The following is a 21,255-nucleotide window of genomic DNA, read 5'->3' as shown; positions in this document are numbered from 1 at the left end:
CCAGCGGACTGGCTAAGCCAGTTCGTGCGCCAGCATGTGTGGCGCTTGTTTGCAAATTTCGTTTTCCTTTGTGTGTTTGTGTGTGTTCGTACCCCGAGAGGTGTTCATGCCCGTTTCAAAGTCCGAGAAGTCCAAGCAGGCCCCAGCAGCTTCCGCGAAGCCCAAGACCTCTAAAACTTCTGCTTCCACAGCAGCGCCCATCAAGGCCAGCCCCAGCAAGCCTGCTGTGAAAAAGAGTGCCGCAGCTGCGGCCGATGCAAAGAAAGACACCACCGTGGTTACCAAGTCACAAGCCGAACTCAAAGCCATGGCCGATGCGCTGCTGGCACAGGCAACCCCCAAGCGCAGCCGTAAAAAGGCCGAAGACGACGACACCGCTGCCTCCCCCGCCGCAGCCAAGAAGACTGTCGCCAAAAAAGCGCCCGCAGCCAAGAAAGCCGCTGCAGTCAAGGCGCCTGCCGCCAGCGCAGACGCTGACAAGGCCCCCGCCAAGCGCGGCCGCAAGCCCAAGGCCAAGGATGCCGATGAAGGCATGGACGATGCAGATCTGTCGGATATTGACAGCGACCTGGAAGGCGAAGTCGAAGAGGAAGTGGCAACCGGAGCAGCCGCTGCTCCTGCCGAAAAAGTCAAGCCTCTGCGCATGAAGATCAGCAAGGCGAAGGAACGCGCCTTGATGAAAGAATTCGGTCTGGACGAAACCGTTCTGACTGAAGACGAGTTGAACACCCGCCGTCAGCGTCTGAAGATGCTGATCAAGCTGGGTAAAACTCGCGGCTATCTGACTCACGCTGAAATCAACGACCACCTGCCCGACAAGCTGGTCGATGCCGAAACGCTGGAGGTCGTGGTCTCCATGTTGAACGACATGGGTGTGGCGGTGTACGAGCAGACGCCCGACGCCGAAACCCTGCTGCTGAACAACACCGGGCAGTCCGCCGCTACCGAAGAGGAAGCCGAAGAAGCAGCGGAAGCCGCTCTGTCCACCGTGGACTCGGAATTCGGCCGCACTACCGACCCCGTTCGCATGTACATGCGTGAAATGGGTACGGTTGAGCTGCTGACGCGTGAAGGCGAAATTGAAATCGCCAAGCGCATTGAAGGCGGTCTGATGGACATGATGGAAGCCATCTCGGCTTCCCCTGCCACCATCGCCGAGATCCTCAACATGTCTGAGGAAATTCGCGAAGGCAAGGTTGTCATCACCACCGTGGTGGACGGTTTCGTCAATGCGAACGAAAACGATGACTACGTGGCCGAAGAAGACTTCGACGAATACGACGAAGAAGACGATGACGACGGCAAGGGCGGCTCCAAGGCGCTGACCAAGAAGCTCGAAGAGTTGAAAAACGAAGCGCTGACCCGCTTTGACAACATGCGCGAGCAGTTCGACAAGATGCACAAGGTGTATGACAAGGAAGGCTACGGCACCGAGGCATACATGAAGGTGCAAAAGGCCATCACAGAACAGCTGATGACCATCCGCTTCACGGCCAAGACCATCGAGAAACTGTGCGATCTGGTACGCGCTCAGGTGGATGACGTGCGTAAGAAGGAACGCGAGCTGCGCAAGATCATCGTGGACAAGTGCGGCATGTCGCAGGAACAGTTCATCAAGGACTTCCCGCCCAACCTGCTGAACAAGGAATGGGTCATCAAGCAAGTCGCCGCAGGCAAGCCCTACAGCGCCGTGCTGGAACGCAATATTCCGCCCGTGCAAGAGCTGCAGCAAAACCTGATCGACCTGCAGGCCCGCGTGGTTGTGCCGCTGGATGAACTGAAAAGCATCAACAAGCGCATGAACAATGGCGAGCGTGCCAGCCGCTACGCCAAGAAGGAAATGATCGAGGCCAACTTGCGTCTCGTGATCTCCATCGCCAAGAAGTACACCAACCGTGGCCTGCAGTTCCTGGACTTGATTCAGGAAGGCAACATCGGCCTGATGAAGGCCGTGGACAAGTTTGAATACCGCCGCGGCTACAAGTTCTCGACCTATGCCACCTGGTGGATTCGTCAGGCCATCACGCGTTCCATCGCTGACCAGGCCCGCACGATCCGTATCCCCGTGCACATGATCGAAACCATCAACAAGATGAACCGCATCTCGCGCCAGCACTTGCAAGAGTTTGGTTTCGAGCCCGATGCGTCCATCCTGGCAGCCAAGATGGAAATCCCCGAGGACAAGATCCGCAAGATCATGAAGATCGCCAAGGAGCCGATTTCGATGGAAACCCCCATCGGCGACGATGACGACTCTCACCTGGGCGACTTCATCGAAGACGGCAACAACACTGCGCCTATCGACGCAGCGATGCAAGCCGGCCTGCGCGACGTGGTCAAAGACATCCTGGATGGCCTGACACCCCGCGAAGCCAAGGTGCTGCGCATGCGCTTCGGTATTGAAATGTCCACCGACCACACATTGGAAGAAGTGGGCAAGCAGTTTGACGTGACACGCGAGCGTATCCGTCAGATCGAAGCCAAGGCACTGCGCAAGCTCAAGCACCCTTCTCGCTCCGATAAGCTGCGCAGCTTCATCGACTCGCTGTAAAGTCTGTACATGGAATCAGCCTGCTGGTTCCTCACTGCTCAAAGCCCTGACCTGCCATAGGTCGGGGCTTTTTCATTTGCGCTCAGGTCAGCAAGTCTTTGCTTGCGCGCAAAACCCACGGACAAGCCAAAAATAACGGAGACACCCCATGGCCAACAGCCTTTCGACCGCGCTCAGCAAAGCCATCAGCCGCAGCATCACTCGCCGTGAATGGTTGAACTACAGCTCAGCATTGCTGGCCGGTAGCGCTTTTGCCGCACCGTTGGCGCAAGCCAGTCAGGCACATCGGCTGGGCAATGAGCTGCGCATCGTCATTCCCGCCAACCCCGGCGGAGGCTGGGACCAGACCGGCCGAGCACTCGGCGCAGCACTGACCAGCAGCGGCATGGTGGACAAGGTGGTCTATGAAAACATTGGCGGCAAGGGAGGCACCATCGGCCTTGCCGACTACACCAAGCGCTACGGCAGCGACCCCAACAGTCTGCTGATTGGCGGCATGGTCATGGTGGGCGCACTGGCCCTGAACAAGGCATCGGCCGAGTTGAATCAGGTCCAGACACTGGCACGTATGACCAGCGACTATCTGGTCGTGGCCGTGCCCGCCGACTCTTCCATCCGCAGTCCCAAGGACCTGGCCAAGGCCATGCGTGAAAACCTGCCTGAGGTGGCGATTGCTGGCGGATCGGCCGGTGGTGTGGACCATATGTATGCCGGCATGCTGGCCCGTGTCTCCAAGGCCAACGCCGAACAGCTGCAATACAAGCCTTTCCCTGGCGGCAACGAGGTGCTGCAGTCTCTGCTGCAAAAACAGGTGCAGGTTGGGATTTCGGGCTATAGCGAGCTGCGCGAGGCACTGCAAAGCGGCAAGCTGCGCGCGCTGGGGGTCTCTTCGCGCCGCTCCATGTTCGGCATTCCTTCCATGCGCGATCAAGGCCTTGATGCAGAGATGTCCAACTGGCGCGCCGTGATGACAGGCAAGAATGTGGCACCAGAGCGCGCCAAGCAGATGCTGGCTGCTATCGAATTTGCGAGCAATCAAGACAGCTGGAAGCAGAGTCTGGCCAGCAACAGCTGGAACGCCTCGTGGATGACCGGCAAGGCCCTGCACGACTTCATGGAGATCGAGACCTCCACCGCGCAGCTGATGACCTATTTGCTCAAGCTCAAGAGCTAAGCCCCGCTATGCTTGAGCGCATGAACTCTTCCGCCGCCCCTACCTCTCACCCCCTGTCCGTCGCCGTCATGGGCGCGGGCTCGGTGGGTTGCTACTTTGGTGCCCTGCTGGCGCGCGCTGGTCACAGCGTTACGCTGATTGGCCGTGCATCACATATGCAGGCCATCAACGAGCACGGCCTGCGGCTGCAGACCGCCACGGAAGACATTCATGTGCCCATGGCCACCAGCACATCGGCCGACGCCGTCGCAGGGGCTGATGTGGTATTGCTCTGCGTCAAATCCACCGACACAGAAGCCGCCGCCGCGCAGATCAAGCCCTACCTTGCCAGTCACACTCAGGTACTGAGCCTGCAAAACGGCGTGGACAACGACCAGCGCCTGCGCCAAGTGCTGGGCAACCAGCCCGTGGCCGCTGCCGTGGTCTATGTGGCAACCGCCATGGCCGGGCTGGGCCATGTGCGCCACTTTGGTCGGGGCGAGCTGGTGATTGCGCCCTGCCCGCAAGGCGAGGCCATTGCACAGCAGTTCAGCGCCGCGCACATCCCCACCCAGGTTTCGGTCAGCGTGCTGGCCGCGCTGTGGCAAAAGCTCATCATCAACTGCGTGTACAACGCGCTCTCCGCACTCACCCAGCAGCCCTATGGATGGCTGGTGGCGCAGGTGGGTGTGCCTGCCGTCATGCAAGACATTGCCAATGAATGCAAGGCCGTGGCGCTGGCCGATGGCGTGCAGCTGCCCGCCAACGTCGATGAAGCTGTGGCCGCCATTGCGCGCACCATGCCCCAGCAACTGTCGTCTACCGCGCAAGATCTGGCGCGCGCCAAGACGACGGAAATTGACCACCTCAACGGCTATGTGGTGCGACGCGGACAGGCGCTGGGCATTGCCACACCGGCCAATCGACTGCTGCAAGTACTGGTCCAGCTCAGGCAAACTGCTTCAAAACCCGAGCAACTATGATTTCCATAGCTGTCAGCGCCTATCAATAAAGGGCTTGAGTGCATTGATGGATCAAAAAATCATTAAGCCAGCGCTAACACAGCCTGCAAACCTTGCCATATCGGCCTGAAGCCTGCCCCAGCCCTCTTTGTATTGCTATAAACCCTGAAGCAGCCGGATTTAGACTGTTGATTCGTGGCTGGCCTGCAACACTTGCGGCTAGTTTGTGACGTTATCGTCTCAAGGCGTTGCAGTTGCAGATTTGAAGCTACTAAACTTGTAGCAAAATAAATTAACAGCTATAGTCTTTAAGACTTGGCACTGTACGCACCCAGTGCGCCCAGCTCGACAACATCATTGCGCAAGGAGAAGCGTCCATGAGCTCCAAAGAAAACGCCGCCATCAACCAGCTGTTCGAGAAGCTCGAATGCCGCTATGCGCTGCGCGTGCTGTGGGCTCTGCGGGATGGACATCCCCAGACCTTCCGTCTGCTGCAAGACAGCGTTGGCGGCATCACCCCGAACACCCTAAACACCCGTATCAAGGAGTTGCGCGAGTGTGGCCTGCTGGAGCATGGCAGCGACGGCTATACCGTGACTTTGACCGGTCAAGACCTGCTCAAGCGCCTATCTGACGTGCAGGCCTTTGCCAACCGCTGGGTTGCAGCGCGCGCCAAGAAGTAAAATTTGCCGCTATGCGGCCGGGAAGCGGGCTATGCAGCCTGCTCTCATATTATCCAAGGGCCCCAAGCATGCTTGGCTGGCCCTTTTTCAATCGCCTTTTTCTGCTTTGCGCTGAAAGGAAATCCATCATGGCTTTCAACACTACTGCCTCTGGCCTGCAATTCGAAGACACCTTTGTGGGCGAAGGCGCTGAAGCTACCAGCGGCGCTGACGTCAAAGTGCATTACACGGGCTGGTTGTACCAAGACGGCGTACAAGGCGCCAAGTTTGACTCCAGCAAAGACCGCCGCGAGCCTTTTGAATTCACACTGGACGATGGCATGGTCATCCGCGGCTGGGACGAAGGCGTGCAAGGCATGAAGGTGGGCGGCAAGCGCACCTTGATTATTCCTGCAGAGCTGGGCTATGGTGCCCAAGGTGCCGGCGGCGTGATTCCTCCTAACGCCACGCTGAAGTTTGACGTGGAACTGCTGGGCAGCAAGGCTGCACCCGTGCTGCAAATCGAAGACACCGTCGTGGGCGACGGCGCTGAAGCCACACGCGGCGCACGCGTAACCGTACATTACACCGGCTGGCTGTACAAAAACGGCGTGCAAGGCACCAAGTTTGACTCCAGCAAAGACCGCAATGACCCCTTTGTGTTCCAGCTGGGCGCGGGTATGGTCATCAAGGGATGGGACCAAGGCGTGCAAGGCATGAAGGTGGGCGGCCAGCGCACCTTGATTATTCCTGCAGAGCTGGGCTACGGTGCTCGCGGCGCAGGCGGCGTGATTCCTCCCAACGCGACTCTGAAGTTTGATGTGGAACTGCTGGCGGTCTAAGCTGCAGACTCTGCAATGACAAAAGCGGCTTTCAAGCCGCTTTTTCTTTAGGTCAATGCCAGACGCTTATTCGGCCTCGCTCCCAAACAAGGCCTTGTGCAGCGGCCCATAAGCCTTGTCGCCCGCCGCTTCGCGGATGCGCGGGGCCAGCTCCACCAGTTGCTCGTAGCCCATGGCCGCTTCCACCGCCAGATTGAGCCTGAAGCCCTTGAGCCCCAGCCCACCAGTAATAGACACCGCCATGGGGTAAGCCTGCTGATAACGGCGCATGGTACTGGCTGGGTCTACCTTGGCAGGTGCCAGAGACGGCAGCACACTCTGGGTTGGCTGCGCTTCTACAGCCACAGTCGCACCACCCGCCAGGGCTGGAGCTTCGCGCTTGGCCAGCCAACCCTTGGTGACCAAGGCCAGAATATCATCCTTGTTCACACCCGTGGCTGCCGTGGCGGTCAGCACCTGCGCCAGACTGCGACGGCCATCAAACAGCAAAAAAGCCGAGCGCAGCCGCTGACTCAAATCAACATGACGCTCCTTGAAGGCCTGCTGCCCTTCGGGTGTTTTGACTAAGTACATCCGCCTTGCCTCTTCTTTACTTGTGTTCTTGAAAACAGGGATCTTGGAAAAGCAGGGTGGCAGCTATGACAAAGGCTGCAAAGCGGGTTTACCTGCAAACTCAGGCAGGATGGATGAGCCAAAATTTCATCTAAAACAGGCCTCTAGCTCAATATATACAAGCGCAAGTAGCTATCAATTTAAGTAGTCAAGATGGATTTGGTACGGCGCAGCTCCCACCAGCTGACCAGAAACGTCGTGGCAAAGCCCGCAGGCACACCAAACACGCCTGCTGATATGGGCTGAATGCCCCACCACAGCGCCTCGGCACGCAAAGCTGCTGGCAGCACGCCTTGCAGGCCCTGCACATGGGTGACCATGTAATACACGGTAACAGCCAGTCCCAGCAGCATGCCGGCCACCGCCCCGCGCCTAGTAGTGCCGCGCCAGAAGATGCCCATCACCATGGCTGGCACAAAGGCCGATGCCGCCAACGAGAACGAGGCCGAGACCATGGGCAAAATATCTGACGAGCGCCGCGCCGCCACGAAGGCCGCAGACAGCGCCACCAGCATCAGCGCAAATTTGGACAAAATCACGCGCTGCTCAGGCAAGACTCGGCGTTTTCGGGCCGTATCCACACGCTGGCGCTCCTGAAAATACAGGTCCCGCACCAGCGCGTTGCTGATGGTCAGCAGCAAACCATCTGCCGTGGATAGTGCTGCCGCAAGCCCACCAGCAGCCACCAGGCCAGAGAGCACATAGGGCATGCCGCCCAGTTCGGGGGTAACCAGCATGATGAGGTCGGCACCCATGCGAATCTCGCCAAACTGCAAAATGCCGTCGCCGTTGATGTCTTCCACCGCCAGCAGTGATCCATCGACCCGGGACCACTGGGCAATCCAGTTGGGCAAGGCATCAAAGTGCGCACCGACCAGGTTGTTCATCACCTCGTACTTGACCAGCACTGCCAACGCAGGCGCACACAGGTATAGCAGGCCGATAAAGAACAGCGTCCACGCCACCGAGCTACGCGCTGCCGACACCGTAGGCACCGTGTAATAGCGGGTGAGCAAATGCGGCAGGCCGGCCGTACCCACCATCAGGCAAAACATCAGCGCCAGAAAGTTGCGGCGACTGTGTTCATAGGTCTGCTGCTCCTCGGGCGTGCCATGCGGGTCACCCGCAAAAGGCTGGCTTTGCAGCGGCATGCCGCCCAGCGGCTTGGCCCTTTCATAGGCCTCGCGCAGCTCACGCGTCCAGCGCTCACGCGCGGCGGCTTCATCCTTGGGCATGGCCGCCAGTTCGCGGCTGGCGGCCATGATGGCGCCGATATTGCCACTGCTGGTGCGCAGCTCGCGGATATGCTCACTCAGCGCCTGGCGCTCCGCCGTCAGCACATTGGGCACATCGCGCAGTTTGGCCTGCAGCACCTGTGCGCGGGTGCGGTAGGCCTCCAGTACAGACTGCTCGGCTTCAGAGGCCAGCAACTGCTGCTCCAGCTGGGCGATCTTGCCCAGTTGCTGGGTATAGGCTGCTGGCGCCAAAGGGTTGCCCAATTGCTTATACGCCAGCCATGACACAGGCAGCATGAATGCCAGCAAGATCACCACGTATTGTGCCACCTGCGTCCAGGTAATCGCACGCATGCCGCCCAGAAACGAGCACAGCAATACGCCGCCCAGCCCCAGCATGATGCCGATCTCAAACTGCACACCCGTCAGCCGTGCGGCAATCAGGCCCACACCGTAAATTTGCGCCACCACATAGGTAAACGAGCAGGTAATGGCCGCCAGCGCGGCAATGATGCGCGGCCAGCGTCCGCCAAACCGGGCCTGAAAAAAGTCAGGCACGGTGTAGAGATTCATGGCCCTCAGATAGGGGGCAATCAGCATGCCGACGAGGCAGAAGCCCCCCGTCCAGCCTAGCACATAAGCCAGGCCGCCGGGTTGGGTGCCTGCTCCCGAAAAACCTTGCAAATACAGCGCTCCAGAGAGGCTAATGAACGATGCAGCGCTCATCCAGTCCGCAGCCGCTGCCATGCCGTTGTAAAAAGCCGGTATGCGCCGCCCGGCGACAAAGTATTCCTCGGCATCACTGGTGCGTGTGTAGACACCAATGCCGGCATACACCATCACAGTGCAAAACAGAAAAATGGGCCCGATCCAGTGGCGTGACAGGCCGCGCCCTTCGGCCCAGAGCATGGTCAGCACAAAGCCTGCCACGCCCAGCACATAGAGAAAAAGAATGCGATGCAGCCGCCAATGATAGGCGCCGCTCAGTGCCGCTCCCTCAGGCATGTAAATCAGTGGCGGAGGATGTTGCGTCGTGATCAGCGGCCGCTCTACTGATCGCTTGATGGGCCTCGTCGCGTGCTTGCTGGCGCTCAAAATAATCCATGGCCACACAATAGACCACGATGATGAGCAGGAACATCAGGACCGCCCCTTGGGCCGCCATCCAGTAAGCCGCCGACCAGCCCGGCATCAGGGCCTGCAGATCACGCGCGAAATAGCTGGTGCCAAATGAAAACACCACCCAGACAGTCAGCAATAAGGCCTTGAGTCTCAGGTGGTGTGTGTCGTGCAAGTCCGGCGGGAAGGTGACTTCCACCGGGTTGCCCAATGCATCGAAAGCGTCGAATGCCTGCAAAGAGGCATCCGACACGGCATCGTCATGCTGAGGCGCGTGGTGCGTCTGCATGGCGATGCTGGGGCTTATTGAGCCAGACGCTGCCAGGTGGCAACAACGCTGTCGGGGTTCAGCGAAATCGACTTGATACCCTTTTCTGCCAGCCACAGAGCGAAGTCAGGGTGATCCGAAGGGCCCTGACCGCAGATGCCCACATACTTATCTTGCTTCAGACAGGCACCAATCGCCAGCTCCAGCATCTTCTTGACGGCAGGGTCGCGTTCGTCAAAGTCAGCAGCCAGCAGCTCCAGACCGGAGTCACGGTCCAGACCCAGTGTCAGCTGTGTCAGATCGTTGGAGCCGATGGAGAAGCCGTCGAAGTACTCGAGGAACTCGTCCGCTAGAATGGCGTTCGAAGGCACTTCACACATCATGATGAACTTCAAGCCGTTCTCGCCGCGCTTCAGACCGTTTTCAGCCAGCAGCTCGGTCACGCGCTTGGCCTGACCCAGCGTACGCACGAAAGGAATCATGATCTGCACATTCGTAAGGCCCATGTCTTCGCGCACACGGTGCAGAGCTTCGCATTCCATCTTGAACGCTTCGCCGAATTCCTTGGAGATGTAGCGGGCAGCGCCACGGAAGCCCAGCATGGGATTCTCTTCTTCGGGCTCGTAGCGGCTGCCGCCGATGAGCTTGCGGTACTCGTTGGACTTGAAGTCCGACATGCGCACGATCACAGGCTTGGGCCAGAAAGCAGCGGCAATGGTGGCCACGCCTTCAGCTACCTTGTCCACGTAGAAAGCGCGGGGCGATGCGTGACCACGGGCCACGGATTCCACGGCCTTCTTCAGGTCGGCATCCACAGCGGGGTAGTCCAAGATGGCCTTGGGGTGCACGCCGATATTGTTGTTGATGATGAACTCAACACGGGCCAGACCCACGCCCTCATTAGGCAGCTGGGCAAAATCAAATGCCAGCTGGGGGTTGCCCACGTTCATCATGATCTTGGTCTTGATGGCAGGCATTTCACCGCGCTTGACCTCGGTCACTTCGGTGTCGAGCACGCCGTCATAGATCTTGCCGGTGTCGCCTTCCGAGCAAGACACGGTCACCAGAGTGCCGGCCTTGAGCAGATCGGTGGCGTTGCCGCAACCCACAACCGCAGGAATACCCAGTTCACGCGCAATGATGGCAGCGTGGCAGGTACGGCCGCCACGGTTGGTGACGATGGCGGAGGCCTTCTTCATGACGGGTTCCCAGTTAGGGTCTGTCATGTCGGTCACCAGCACGTCGCCAGCTTGCACTTGATCCATCTGCGAGATGTCGGACACCAGACGCACAGGGCCGGTACCAATCTTCTGACCAATGGCGCGGCCTTCGGCCAGTACGGTGCCGGTGCTCTTGAGCTTGTAGCGCAGCTCTGCTTGGCCCTTGGACTGGCTCTTCACGGTTTCAGGGCGTGCCTGCAGGATGTAGAGCTGGCCGTCGGTGCCGTCCTTGCCCCACTCGATGTCCATAGGACGACCGTAGTGTTCTTCGATCACCAGAGCGTAGCGAGCCAGTTGCTCGACATCGGCGTCGGTCAGCGAGTAACGGTTGCGCAGTTCGTGGGCCACATCGGTGGTCTTGACCAGCTTGCCGTCGGCAGCTTTCTCTTCAGGCGAAGAGAAGACCATCTGGATCAGCTTGGAGCCCAGATTACGGCGAATCAAAGCCTTGTTGCCAGCCTTCAGCATGGGCTTGTGCACGTAGAACTCGTCAGGGTTCACAGCGCCCTGCACCACGGTTTCACCCAGACCATAGCTGGAAGTGATGAACACCACGTCTTCAAAGCCAGACTCGGTGTCGATGGTGAACATCACGCCGGCAGCGCCCAAGTCGGAGCGGACCATGCGCTGCACGCCTGCGGACAGCGCCACCACATCGTGCTCAAAGCCCTTGTGCACGCGGTAGGAGATAGCGCGGTCGTTGTACAGGGACGCGAACACTTCCTTCATCTTGTGCAGCACGTCTTCGATGCCCACCACGTTCAGGAAGGTTTCCTGCTGACCGGCGAACGATGCGTCGGGCAAGTCTTCTGCCGTGGCGGAAGAGCGCACTGCGAACGAAGCGGCAGGGTTTCCCGCTTGCAGCGTGATGAAGTCAGCGCGGATGGCCGCTTCCAGGTCGGCGGGGAAAGGCTGGCTTTCCACCATGGCGCGGATTTCAGCGCCCACGGCGGCCAGAGCGCGGACATCGTCCACATCCAGAGCAGCCAGCTTGGCGGAAATCTTGCCAGCCAGACCTTCAAAGGCCAGGAATTCGCGGAAGGCATGAGCCGTCGTCGCAAAGCCGGTAGGAACGCGCACGCCCTGAGGCAGTTGCGAGATCATTTCGCCCAGCGAGGCGTTTTTGCCGCCGACCGACTCAACGTCGGTCATTCTCAGTTTTTCAAACGGAACGACTAATGCGGTCGCTTCGAACAGTTGAGACATGGGAAAGCTCCAAAGGTAAAAAACCGGCACGCTTGCGAGGCCTGGGCTGAATGGCCAGGCGACGCGAACCCACGCTGCATCAAGGCAGTGCTTTGCTGTTCTGGATGTTGACCGTCAACGAGCATGGGGGGAATTTGGGAATAATGGGCGCAATTGTAGGCCTAGCCATGACATCTCGCGTGGCACAAACCTGTTTCTCCGCTCAGGGAATGGCATTGCCAGCCCCGCCCCCACCTAATCACTGCGCGCACCATGCATACCCATACGATTTTTGTCATTTCTGACGGCACAGGCATCACGGCTGAGACCTTTGGGACTGCCATCATGGCCCAGTTCGACAGCAAGCCTCGACTGATTCGCATCCCTTTTGTGGACTCGATGGACAAGATTCATCAAGCGGTTCGCCAGATTAATCATGTGGCGGATGTGGAAAACAAGAAGCCCATCATCTTCACCACGCTGGTCAATCAGGAGATGCTGGAATTTCTGGAGGCCAATAGCAAGGGCAAGCTGTTTGACATGTTCGGCACCTTTGTGCGCCCGCTGGAGGTGGAGCTGGGCCAGAAGTCGTTGCACCGCGTGGGCCGCTTTGCCGATATCAGCGAGAGCAAGGAATATCTGGAGCGCATGGAGGCCATCAACTACACGCTGGCCCACGATGACGGCCAGACCCATACCGACCTCACCGGTGCGGACGTGATTCTGGTGGGCGTGAGCCGCTCGGGCAAGACGCCCACCAGCCTGTACCTGGCCATGCAGTTTGGCCTGAAGGTAGCGAACTACCCGCTGATCCCCGAAGACTTTGAACGCAAGCAACTGCCGCCTGCGCTGGAGCCTTTCCGCAAAAAGCTGTTTGGTCTGACGATTCAGCCCGAGCGCCTGTCCAGCATCCGCAACGAGCGCCGCCCTGACTCCAAGTACGCCAGCCTGCAAAACTGCCGCTACGAAGTCGCCGAGGCCGAGGCCATGATGCGCCGCAGTGGGATCGAGTGGCTGTCCAGCACCACCAAGTCGATTGAAGAAATCGCCACCACCATCCTGCAGGAAGTGCTGCCGCAACACCTCGGTCACTAAGCGCCCCCTGAGGCGCTGCGCGCCTTCCCCCTCTCTGCTTCGCGGAGGGGGACGACACCCTCGGTGCGGTGCGGCCCTTCCTCGGTGTCTCTTGCTTGGATCGCGTCAGTTGTCAAGGCAATGAACCATTTCAAAGATCCGTCTGCCGCTGCGGTAATGCCTTAACAAGATAGTCCACCAGAGCCCTCACCTTGGCGGGCACATACTGGCGATCTCTGAAGCAGGCAAAAAAGTCCAGCGGCGCATCGGCAAACTGCAGCTGCCCTTTGCGCCCCGGCTTGAGACTCAGCGGCACCAGCCGCCCGTCACGCACATATTCGTGCACGATAAAGTCCCCCGCCCAGGTAATGCCGCCGCCCGCGACCGCATATTCCACCAGTGCATCGATATCGCTGCCAATCAGCGCAATGCGCTGCTGCGGATCGGCCCGCTGCCCATCGCGCTGAAACGGCCAGCGCATCAAACGACCATCGCGCTCGCGCCGGTACAGCAGACAGGCATGTTGCAACAGCTCTTGCGCTGTCTGCGGCGTGCCGTGCTGCTGCAAATACTGGGGTGATGCAAAAAGAATGCGCGGCACGGATGCCAGCTGGCGCACGGACATGCCAGGCTCCAGCACATCGCGATAGCGCACGCTCAAGTCCACATCCTCCTTGAGCACATCCACATGGCGGTCGGTAATCAACAGTTCCAGCTCCAGCCTCGGATGCTGCGCAGCAAAGGCCGGTAGCAGCGGCGCCAGCACATGGCGGCCAAAAGCCGCCATGCACGCAATGCGCAAACGGCCTTGCAGCTCGCCATGAATCAGTGAAAGGTCAGACTGGGCTTTTTCCAGCTCATCCAGGACAGGGGCGACGCGGGCCAGATAGCGCTCACCGGCTTCGGTCAGTGCCATGGAGCGCGTGGTGCGGGTAATGAGCCGCGTGCCCAGTTCCCGCTCCAGCCGCGCAATATTCTGACTGGCAGCCGCAGGGGAAATGCCCAGCTGACGCGCGGCCGAGGCGATAGAGCCGCCCTCCAGCGCTTTGACAAAGGTTTCGATGGCACGCAGATTCGGCATGGAATCGAATGTATCCGTAAATTCATTCGAAAGTTCAGCTTATGAGTGAAACAAGCTCCAGGCCTCTACCGCCCTGCGGGGATGATGCTTACAGTCCAACTTTTCCCCCACACTGCATTCAGATTGAAGCCCTCTCCGGGCTGACGCAGGCCGCTATGAATCTGGATGCATGCTCTCTTGACGGACCTCATGAATTCTTCCTCATCTCAAGCCTCGACATTGAAGCTGCACAAGCGCTACACCCCGATTGTTTTTGCGTTTTACATGGCGGGCATCATGGCGTTTTTGATGTGCTGCACCATCGTGGCCGCCAACAGCGGCTTCAATGCCGGCTATGTCCAGCGGGTGTTCAGCGCCTATGCGCTGGCCATGCCCGTGGCGTTCTGCTGCGTGATATTGGTCAGGCCGCTGGTGCTCAAGCTGGTCGCACTGACCGTGCACCTGCATTGAGCACTCTGATTTCTCGCTATTGAATCTGAAGCACTCTGCGCTTGACTGACTTCAGATTCACGGTTTTTTCATTCAAGTATCAGGCAGCTATAGCGCTACCCGCTACAAAAAGATATTGCAGCGCACCGTCGCTGCTGCGCACTGGGTCGCACTGCATATCCCACACACGCTGAATCAGCTCAGGCTGCAGCACTTCTTGCGTTGCGCCCCAGCTCACGCCAGCGGCTCCGCCCAGCACCAGCACATCGTCGGCATAGCGCAGGGCCAGGTTCAAGTCGTGCAAGACCGCTACCACGCCCACACCGCGCTCGCTGGCCCAATCGCGCAGCAGGCGCATGGCGTGGTGCTGGTGGGCCAAATCAAGCGCAGCCGTGGGTTCATCCAGCAATAGCCAGCGTGCAGCACCATCGGCAGGAGCCTGCCAGATTTGCGCCAAAGCCCTTGCCAAATGGGCGCGGGCCCGCTCGCCGCCCGACAATGTATTGATGCTGCGCTGGGCCAGATGGTCAACACCCGTCAGCGCCATGGCCTCGGCCGGAATTTGCGCTTCTTCAGCGCCGGGCTGGTTGCGGTGCGGGTAGCGCCCCAGTTCCACCACTTCCTGCGCCGTAAAGTCAAACGCCACGCTGCAATCCTGTGGCATGACAGAGCGGCGGCGGGCCAGTCGCTCAACCGGGTGGCTCGCCAGCTCCACCCCGTCCAGCAACACCTGCCCGGCCTGCGGTGCGCGCTCACCCACCAGCATGGACATCAGCGTGGATTTGCCCGCACCATTGGGGCCGAGGATGGCGGTAAAGCGCCCAGCCTGAATCTGCACATCGACCGTGGCCAGACGCGGGCCTTTGGCCACGCCGACACCCAGCTTGCGGCATTCGATCTGTGAACCCATCTGCGAGACGGCACTCATACCTTGCTCCTGAACTGGCGCAGCATGGCCAGAAATAGCGGCACGCCGATAAAGGCGGTGAGCACGCCCAGCGGCAGCTCCGCCGGTTTGACGATGGTGCGCGCCACGGCATCTGCACTGACCACCAGCGCCGCCCCCAGCAGAGCCGAGCCCGGCAGTACCACACGGTGATCTGGCCCGGCAATCAGCCGCACCCAGTGCGGTGCGACAAGGCCGATAAAGCCGATGATGCCGGTGGTCGCCGTTACCGCGCCCACAGCCAGCGCCGCCACCAGCACGGTGCGGCGCTTGGTCTTTTCAACCGCCACGCCCAGCAGATTGGCCTGCGCCTCGCCCAGTGCAATCGCATTCAAAGGCCTTGCCAGCGCCAGCGCGGCCAGCGTGCTTAAAGCGACGGCAAAACCGACCAAGCCCACAGCACTCCAGCGCGATGCGCCCAGACTTCCCAGCAGCCACATCTGCAGATTGCGCAGTTGCTCGTCGGTCGAAATAAAGCTCAAAAAGCCCAACCCGGCCCCAGCCAGCGCATTAATCGCAATGCCAGCCAGCAACATCAGGCCGATGCGGGTGGTGCCCTGCACCTGGCCTAGCACATAGACCACCGCCGTGACGGCCAGGCCACCGCCAAATGCCATGACCACCAGGGCCCAGCTGCCCAGATGGCGCGGTAGCCACGGCAGATACAGGCCGCCCAGAACGATGGTGATGCCAGCCGCCAGCGCAGCGCCGCTGCTCACGCCAATCAGGCCGGGGTCTGCCAGCGGGTTGCGAAACAGCCCCTGCATCAGCGCGCCGGCCAGCCCCAGACCTGCGCCAGCGGCCACGCCCATCAGCAGGCGCGGCAGACGAATATTGAGAAAGACCAGATGCTCTGGCCCCTGCTGCACTGCACCGCCCAGCAGGCTGCGCAGACCATCCCAGCCAATGCTTGGCAACTGCGCGGGCGCAATCGCATAGGCACCGCTGGCCGCCCCCCAGACCATGGCCAGCAGCACCAGCACCGCGCCCAGCAGCAGCGCGGCGCTGCGGCTGAGCCGCCCGGATGGCGTGCGCCAGCGCGATGCCGCAACGGGCGCGCAACGCACCGGCGTGACCGATTGAACCGGTTTGCCCGGCTTGGCGAGCACGACACTCATCTCATGCCACCCACTGCAGGCTGCGCATATGCAGCGCCTGCACGGCCGTAGGCAGGCGCGGACCAAAGCCCAGCAGATGGCTGGCCTCCAGCGTGACCAAAGCCTTCTTGGCAAAGGCAGGGGTCAGGGCTAGCTCAGGTCGCTTCCAGAAGGCCAGCTCACCGCCCAGCGCTTCAATGCCCTGGGTGGTGTTGATGATGACCTCTGGCGCGGCGCTGGCCATGGCTTCTGCCGTCAGCGGCTTGTAGCCATCAAACTGGTCGATGGCGTTGACGCAGCCTGCGTATTGAATCAGCGCATTGGCCGCCGTGCCCCGCCCTGCCACCTGCGGGCTGCCGCTGTGCGCCAGCACAAACAGCACGCGCGGCTTGCGCTGGGCCTTGGCGACCTGGGCCTGCACCGCGCTCCACTGCGTATCGAGCAAAGCCAGCAGCTTTTCGGCCTCGGCCACACGGCCCGTTTCGCGGCCAACGACCTTGACCTTTTCCTGCACCTCAGCCCAGTTGTGCTGAGCCTTGACCAGAGCCACACGCACGCCGGCCTGTCGAATCTGATCGAGCACCACGGGCGGCCCGGCATCGCTGGTGCCAACCACCGCATCGGGCTTGAGCGACAGCAGGCCTTCGGCCGAGAGCTGGCGCACATAGCCGACCTTGGTCGTTTTCTGCGCGGCTTCGGGGAACAGGCTGGTGGTGTCCGTGCCCACCAGCAGATTCTGAGCGTTCAGCAGATAGACCACCTCGGTCAATGCGCCACTCAGCGAGACCAGACGGCGTGCGGGTGACGCCGCTTGTACAGAATTTTGTGCAAATACGGGCATGGCAGAAGCCATCGCCGCACCGCCCAGCCACTGCAGACTGGCGCGCCGTGACAGCAATAGGTCGCTCATGCAGCCTCCGCCACCGCCGCATGGCGCTGCAGGCCTGCCACCAGATCGCGCCAGCTTTGCAGCTCGGGCTGGCCGGGCTTGCGCTCGCCAAAAAACATGGCCATGTTGTTGCCGTCGGCATCAAACACTTCCACCGAAGTCACCACACCATCGCTGGTGGGCTTTTGCACTACCCACACATTGGCAATCATGTCGGTGCGCAGGTGGAGGTTGAAGCCCTTGTCCAGCACATTGATCCAGCGCACGCCATCCTTGCCATCCATGGACTGAATATTGCTGACCGGGCCGGTGTGAATCTGGATGCAGCCGCGGTTGCCCACAAACACCATGATGGAGACACCATCCACCGCGGCATTGCCCAGCAGCTGGGTGACGGCATCGGCGCTCAAACGCTCGCAATACTGCGGCACCAGACGGAAAGCCTGCTGGCGCTCGACGCCAAACTTGCGCAGCATTTCAAAGAACTCGTGCGTGTCCTTCAACGCGGTCCATGCCTGCGTCAGTGCGGGCACATCAATCTCGGCATCGGCCTTGATGGCGGGCTTGGCTGCGGGCTCGCGGAAGACATAGCCAGCGGAGGGCTCGGCAAAACGCTCCACCAGTGCATTCCATGCGGCCATATCGGTCGCTTCACGCGCAAACACCTTGTGCACGGCACGGCCCGCTGCGTCATAGAACTGCAGGCTGTGCATCGCCGGGCGATTGCCATTGGCCGCCGCTTCCGTCACGGCAAAACCGGCATGCCAGTGCATGAAGAACAGACGCAGATCAATCTCGCGGCTCAGCGCCAGACCGACGGGGCCTTGGGCCGATACGTTCTGATAGATACCGTCTTTTTCATGCACGGTAGATTCGTTGCGCGTCAGCGCCATCACCGTGCCGCAGGCCTCAAGGCCTTTGAGAATGTCCAGCCACTCAGCGCGCAGCGGCACGGCTTTCAAGCTGCGCTCATGCTCGCCGCCGTGGGCTGCAATCACAGCGCCTTCGCTCAGTTGCAGCGCCTCGGCGGCGTCTTTGGCACGCAGACCTTGCAGACGCTTTTGGGCAAATTCTTCGCGAATCTGCACCGCTGTCATGGTGTTCATTTCGGGGGATGTGATGGCGTTCATTGCAGGGTCTCCGGGCTGTTGTGCCAGTGCGTTTGTGGTTGGTTAAATTCGTCGTTAAAACCGGACTCGGCGGCTTGCTGATCCGGCTCGGGCTGTGCCAGCACCTGGGCCACCGTGGACCAGCGATGCCCCAGCTTTTGCAGAAAATGGCGCATGTCGTCAGAGCGGGCGTGACCATCCAGCCCATCGGCCATGCGCGCCAGCTGGTCCGACACACGCTGTGCCATGGGCGCACGGTGCGCCGCACAGCAGCCTTGGCTAAAGCCGGTCATCAGCGCCAGCACGGTGGCCAGTTGGGCTTCGCCTTCGGTCAGCAGATATTCCTCATCGCGGCTGCCAGATTCACTCTGGGCATTCGCGGCGCTCTCATAAACAGACATGGCTCACTCCTGCAGTTTTTGAGTAAAAATTTGAGTCAAACAAGCCTCTAGCGCTTACCAGTCAAGCGCTATCAGCTATCAAATCAGAAGTCCTGAACCAGAGACACGCGCACATTGCGGCCGGGTTGCGTATAGGCATCGACGTTGACGGGATTGCCCGTCAGGCCGCGCACATCGCTCCAGCGCCAGTGCTTTTTGTCGGTCAAGTTGTAGATGCCCACGTTCAGGCGGGTGCTGGGGCGAATGCGCCACTGCGCGCTCAAATCCAGTACCGTGGCGCTGGGGCTCAGCCATGCGCCTTGTGCGGCGTCCTTGGCTTTCTTGCCCGACCAGTGCGATGCGCTGAACTGCACACCCACATCCGAGCGCTCGTAGCGCACGCCCAGCACCAGTTGCTGGGGCGAGATGGTGTCTACCCCTTTGCCGGTGTTTCTATCCTTACCCTCGGTGTAGCCATAAGCCGCATTGGTGCGCCAGTTGCCACCGGCGAATTGGCCCCAGTCGTAATCGGCCTTGAGTTCAAAGCCGCTGATGCGCACCCGGTCCATATTCACAGACTGGAAGGTGGCAGGATTGGCGCGGTTACCGTACTGACCCGAGACCAGTACCTGATCCTGGATGAAGTCCTTGTAATTGCCGGTAAAGGCAGCAGCATCCAGTCGCAACGCGTTCATGCGTCCGCGCAGGCCCAGCTCGAAGGTATTGCTCTTTTCGGGCTTGAGGTTGGGGTTGGGAATGCTGCGATAAGACGCCAGCGGATTCTCAAAGAAAGCGTTGACCTGACCCGCATTGGGCGCCCGGAAGCCTGCGGCGTAATTGCCGTAGACCGACCAGGCATCGTTCATCTGGAACATGGCGCCCAGCTTGGGCGAGACGGCCGAGTCCGAGTTGCTGACCACGGGGCTGGCAAAACCCTGCTGCTTGGGCTTGAGGCTGTAGTGCTCGGCACGCACGCCGGGCGTCAGGCTGAAAGCGCCATAGTGCAGCTCTGCCTGGGCAAACAGTGCCGATGAGGTTTCCGTCGTGTCAGGGAAGCGCTTGAGCGGGAAGCTCTCGCCGGCTGGTGGCGTAATGCCGTTTTGCTCGTTGACCACCTTGCCACGTGTGTAATCCACGCCATAGGTGAACTTGCCGCTGACGCCATTGCTCCAGCGCAATGTCTTGCCCGCCTGTGCATGCAATTGCAATGTGTCCTCGTCATAAGTCACATCGCGCTCGCGATACGGCAGGCCGATGCGAGTTTCGGTCACAAATTCGCGCGAGTCTGCGCGTTGATAGCTCGCCATCAGCTTGAGCTCATCGGCCAGCGCCGTATCCAGTTGCTGCCACTGACCCTGCCAAGTAGCGCGCCAGCGCTTCATGGTGGTCTCGGCCTGCGAATCGCTGACAGTGGCGCTGCGAGCACTCAGCAGGTCGTAGTTGGCACGCTTGTCCACGTTCTCCAGCGTGAAGACATGCTTTTGCACGGCCGATGGCGTATAGACCAGCTTTCCGAACAGCGAATGGCTCTTGTCTTTTTCAGGGTTGGGCGTGGTGCGATTCGCTCCCACCACATCGTTGGTGCCCATGTTCTCCAGAGCACTGGAACGACCAATTCCGGCGGAAAGCAACCAGCTCCACTCGGGGTTGACTCGCCCTGCAATCGTCGCACCCACGCGCTTGCCGTTGTCCGCACCGTCATAGCTGATCGAGGCACGACCCGCAATGGTTTTGCCGTCCTTGAGCAAATCATCGGGCTGCATGGTGATGAAGTTGACCAGACCGCCCATGCCGTCCGAACCGTAGAGCGCGGGCACGGCACCGCGCAAAATTTCCACGCGCTGCACCAGGCCCAGATCCAAAGAGTCACGGCCAAAGGCATTGGCACTGAAGACATAGCTGCGCGGCAGGCGCACGCCGTCCACCAGCATCAGCACGCGGTTGCCATCCAGCCCACGGATATTGAAGCCGCTGTTCTGATCGCGCCCCGTGGACGTTCCTGCCAGCGAAAAACGCGCTGGACTGCGCGGCACCTCCACATTGGGCAGTCTGGCAGCCAGTTCGCGGATATCTCCGATCTGCTCCTCTTCCATCTGCTTGGCGTCGATGACGTCGACGGTCATAGGCAGGCTGTCGGCATCCTGCTCGTCGCGCGAGGCACTGATGACCACATCGCGCAGCACGGGCGTGGAACGGTCCGCGCGTGCCGCTGCGACTTGAACCGTGTCAGAAGATTGCTGCTGAGCCTGAGCAGAAATGGCAGCGCATGCCAGAGCACATGCCAGAACCAGGGGACGAATGTCGGAGCGCGGCGCCAACGCGGCGTGGGCGTGCGAAACAGTGGCGGAAGCCATACCAGAAACCCTCTTTATTCATTGAAATGGACAAGAGCTGGCTTCTGATAGGTGCACTGACTGCCACAGGTTGAAACGGGTGAAGTT

The 21,255-nt window shown here is 60.2% G+C and carries 18 protein-coding genes and 1 pseudogene; 8 read left to right on the top strand and 11 right to left on the bottom strand.

Features of this window, described 5'->3' with window-relative positions:
• The first annotated feature begins 106 nt into the window (after positions 1-106).
• From rpoD to HF327_RS22100, 6 genes and pseudogenes are all read left to right on the top strand, one after another.
• Entirely contained in the window at positions 107-2,551 is a 2,445-nt protein-coding gene (gene rpoD / locus HF327_RS14015; RefSeq protein WP_198460751.1) for an RNA polymerase sigma factor RpoD, read from the top strand.
• Between the two features lie 148 nt (positions 2,552-2,699).
• Entirely contained in the window at positions 2,700-3,725 is a 1,026-nt protein-coding gene (locus HF327_RS14010; RefSeq protein ID WP_198460750.1) for a Bug family tripartite tricarboxylate transporter substrate binding protein, read from the top strand.
• A gap of 20 nt (positions 3,726-3,745) precedes the next feature.
• Entirely contained in the window at positions 3,746-4,687 is a 942-nt protein-coding gene (locus HF327_RS14005) for a ketopantoate reductase family protein (protein ID WP_198460749.1), read from the top strand.
• Positions 4,688-5,043: 356 nt separating this feature from the next.
• Positions 5,044-5,349, top strand: a complete 306-nt coding sequence (locus HF327_RS14000; protein WP_003057624.1) for a winged helix-turn-helix transcriptional regulator — start codon at positions 5,044-5,046, stop codon at positions 5,347-5,349.
• A 128-nt stretch (positions 5,350-5,477) separates the two neighbouring features.
• Positions 5,478-5,822 (top strand): annotated as a pseudogene (locus HF327_RS22105) (FKBP-type peptidyl-prolyl cis-trans isomerase); the annotation flags it as partial.
• Positions 5,817-6,170 (top strand): FKBP-type peptidyl-prolyl cis-trans isomerase, encoded by a 354-nt coding sequence (locus HF327_RS22100; RefSeq protein WP_236024200.1) that lies wholly within the window; start codon positions 5,817-5,819, stop codon positions 6,168-6,170. The pseudogene HF327_RS22105 and the gene HF327_RS22100, both read left to right, overlap by 6 nt.
• 66 nt (positions 6,171-6,236) lie before the next feature.
• Here HF327_RS22100 and HF327_RS13990 read toward each other — a convergent pair whose 3' ends face one another.
• From HF327_RS13990 to ppsA, 4 genes are all read right to left on the bottom strand, one after another.
• Positions 6,237-6,743 carry a hypothetical protein gene (locus tag HF327_RS13990; protein WP_198460747.1) on the bottom strand — a complete coding sequence of 169 codons (507 nt, stop codon included), beginning with the start codon at positions 6,741-6,743 and terminating at the stop codon, positions 6,237-6,239.
• Between the two features lie 179 nt (positions 6,744-6,922).
• Positions 6,923-9,022 carry a VC_2705 family sodium/solute symporter gene (locus HF327_RS13985; RefSeq protein WP_198460746.1) on the bottom strand — a complete coding sequence of 700 codons (2,100 nt, stop codon included), beginning with the start codon at positions 9,020-9,022 and terminating at the stop codon, positions 6,923-6,925.
• Positions 9,015-9,425 (bottom strand): DUF4212 domain-containing protein, encoded by a 411-nt coding sequence (locus HF327_RS13980; protein ID WP_198460745.1) that lies wholly within the window; start codon positions 9,423-9,425, stop codon positions 9,015-9,017. The genes HF327_RS13985 and HF327_RS13980 overlap by 8 nt, the downstream gene beginning before the upstream one ends.
• A 14-nt stretch (positions 9,426-9,439) precedes the next feature.
• Positions 9,440-11,830 carry a phosphoenolpyruvate synthase gene (gene ppsA / locus HF327_RS13975; protein ID WP_198460744.1) on the bottom strand — a complete coding sequence of 797 codons (2,391 nt, stop codon included), beginning with the start codon at positions 11,828-11,830 and terminating at the stop codon, positions 9,440-9,442.
• A gap of 252 nt (positions 11,831-12,082) precedes the next feature.
• On the opposite strand from ppsA, the gene ppsR reads away from it, so the two are divergent.
• A complete protein-coding gene (ppsR, locus tag HF327_RS13970) occupies positions 12,083-12,904 on the top strand; it encodes a posphoenolpyruvate synthetase regulatory kinase/phosphorylase PpsR (protein ID WP_198460743.1) in 822 nt (273 codons plus the stop codon).
• 130 nt (positions 12,905-13,034) lie between these two features.
• On the opposite strand, the gene HF327_RS13965 is transcribed toward ppsR, so the two are convergent.
• A complete protein-coding gene (locus HF327_RS13965; protein WP_198460742.1) occupies positions 13,035-13,964 on the bottom strand; it encodes a LysR family transcriptional regulator in 930 nt (309 codons plus the stop codon).
• 189 nt (positions 13,965-14,153) lie between these two features.
• Between HF327_RS13965 and HF327_RS13960 the strand changes: the two genes are divergently transcribed.
• Positions 14,154-14,414, top strand: coding sequence for a DUF2798 domain-containing protein (locus tag HF327_RS13960; protein WP_198460741.1), 261 nt, complete (start codon positions 14,154-14,156; stop codon positions 14,412-14,414).
• 79 nt (positions 14,415-14,493) lie between these two features.
• Here the strand turns inward: HF327_RS13960 and HF327_RS13955 are convergent, their stop codons facing one another.
• The 6 genes from HF327_RS13955 to HF327_RS13930 all read right to left on the bottom strand — a co-directional run bounded on the left by HF327_RS13955 (position 14,494) and on the right by HF327_RS13930 (position 21,168).
• A complete protein-coding gene (locus tag HF327_RS13955) occupies positions 14,494-15,321 on the bottom strand; it encodes a heme ABC transporter ATP-binding protein (protein WP_198460740.1) in 828 nt (275 codons plus the stop codon).
• Positions 15,318-16,457 carry a FecCD family ABC transporter permease gene (locus HF327_RS13950; RefSeq protein ID WP_407927043.1) on the bottom strand — a complete coding sequence of 380 codons (1,140 nt, stop codon included), beginning with the start codon at positions 16,455-16,457 and terminating at the stop codon, positions 15,318-15,320. The genes HF327_RS13955 and HF327_RS13950 overlap by 4 nt, the downstream gene beginning before the upstream one ends.
• Position 16,458: 1 nt before the next feature.
• Positions 16,459-17,346, bottom strand: coding sequence for a heme/hemin ABC transporter substrate-binding protein (locus HF327_RS13945; RefSeq protein WP_198460739.1), 888 nt, complete (start codon positions 17,344-17,346; stop codon positions 16,459-16,461).
• Positions 17,343-18,455, bottom strand: a complete 1,113-nt coding sequence (locus HF327_RS13940; protein ID WP_198460738.1) for a hemin-degrading factor — start codon at positions 18,453-18,455, stop codon at positions 17,343-17,345. Before HF327_RS13940 ends, HF327_RS13945 begins: the two co-directional genes overlap by 4 nt.
• On the bottom strand, positions 18,452-18,835 hold the full coding sequence (locus tag HF327_RS13935) for a hypothetical protein (RefSeq protein WP_198460737.1): 384 nt from the start codon (positions 18,833-18,835) through the stop codon (positions 18,452-18,454). Before HF327_RS13935 ends, HF327_RS13940 begins: the two co-directional genes overlap by 4 nt.
• A gap of 83 nt (positions 18,836-18,918) precedes the next feature.
• A complete protein-coding gene (locus HF327_RS13930) occupies positions 18,919-21,168 on the bottom strand; it encodes a TonB-dependent hemoglobin/transferrin/lactoferrin family receptor (protein ID WP_198460736.1) in 2,250 nt (749 codons plus the stop codon).
• Positions 21,169-21,255 lie beyond the last annotated feature (87 nt).

Source organism: Comamonas suwonensis, assembly GCF_012844455.2.
GTDB lineage: Bacteria > Pseudomonadota > Gammaproteobacteria > Burkholderiales > Burkholderiaceae_C > Comamonas > Comamonas suwonensis.
This window is presented reverse-complemented; position numbering and strand designations above follow the sequence as displayed.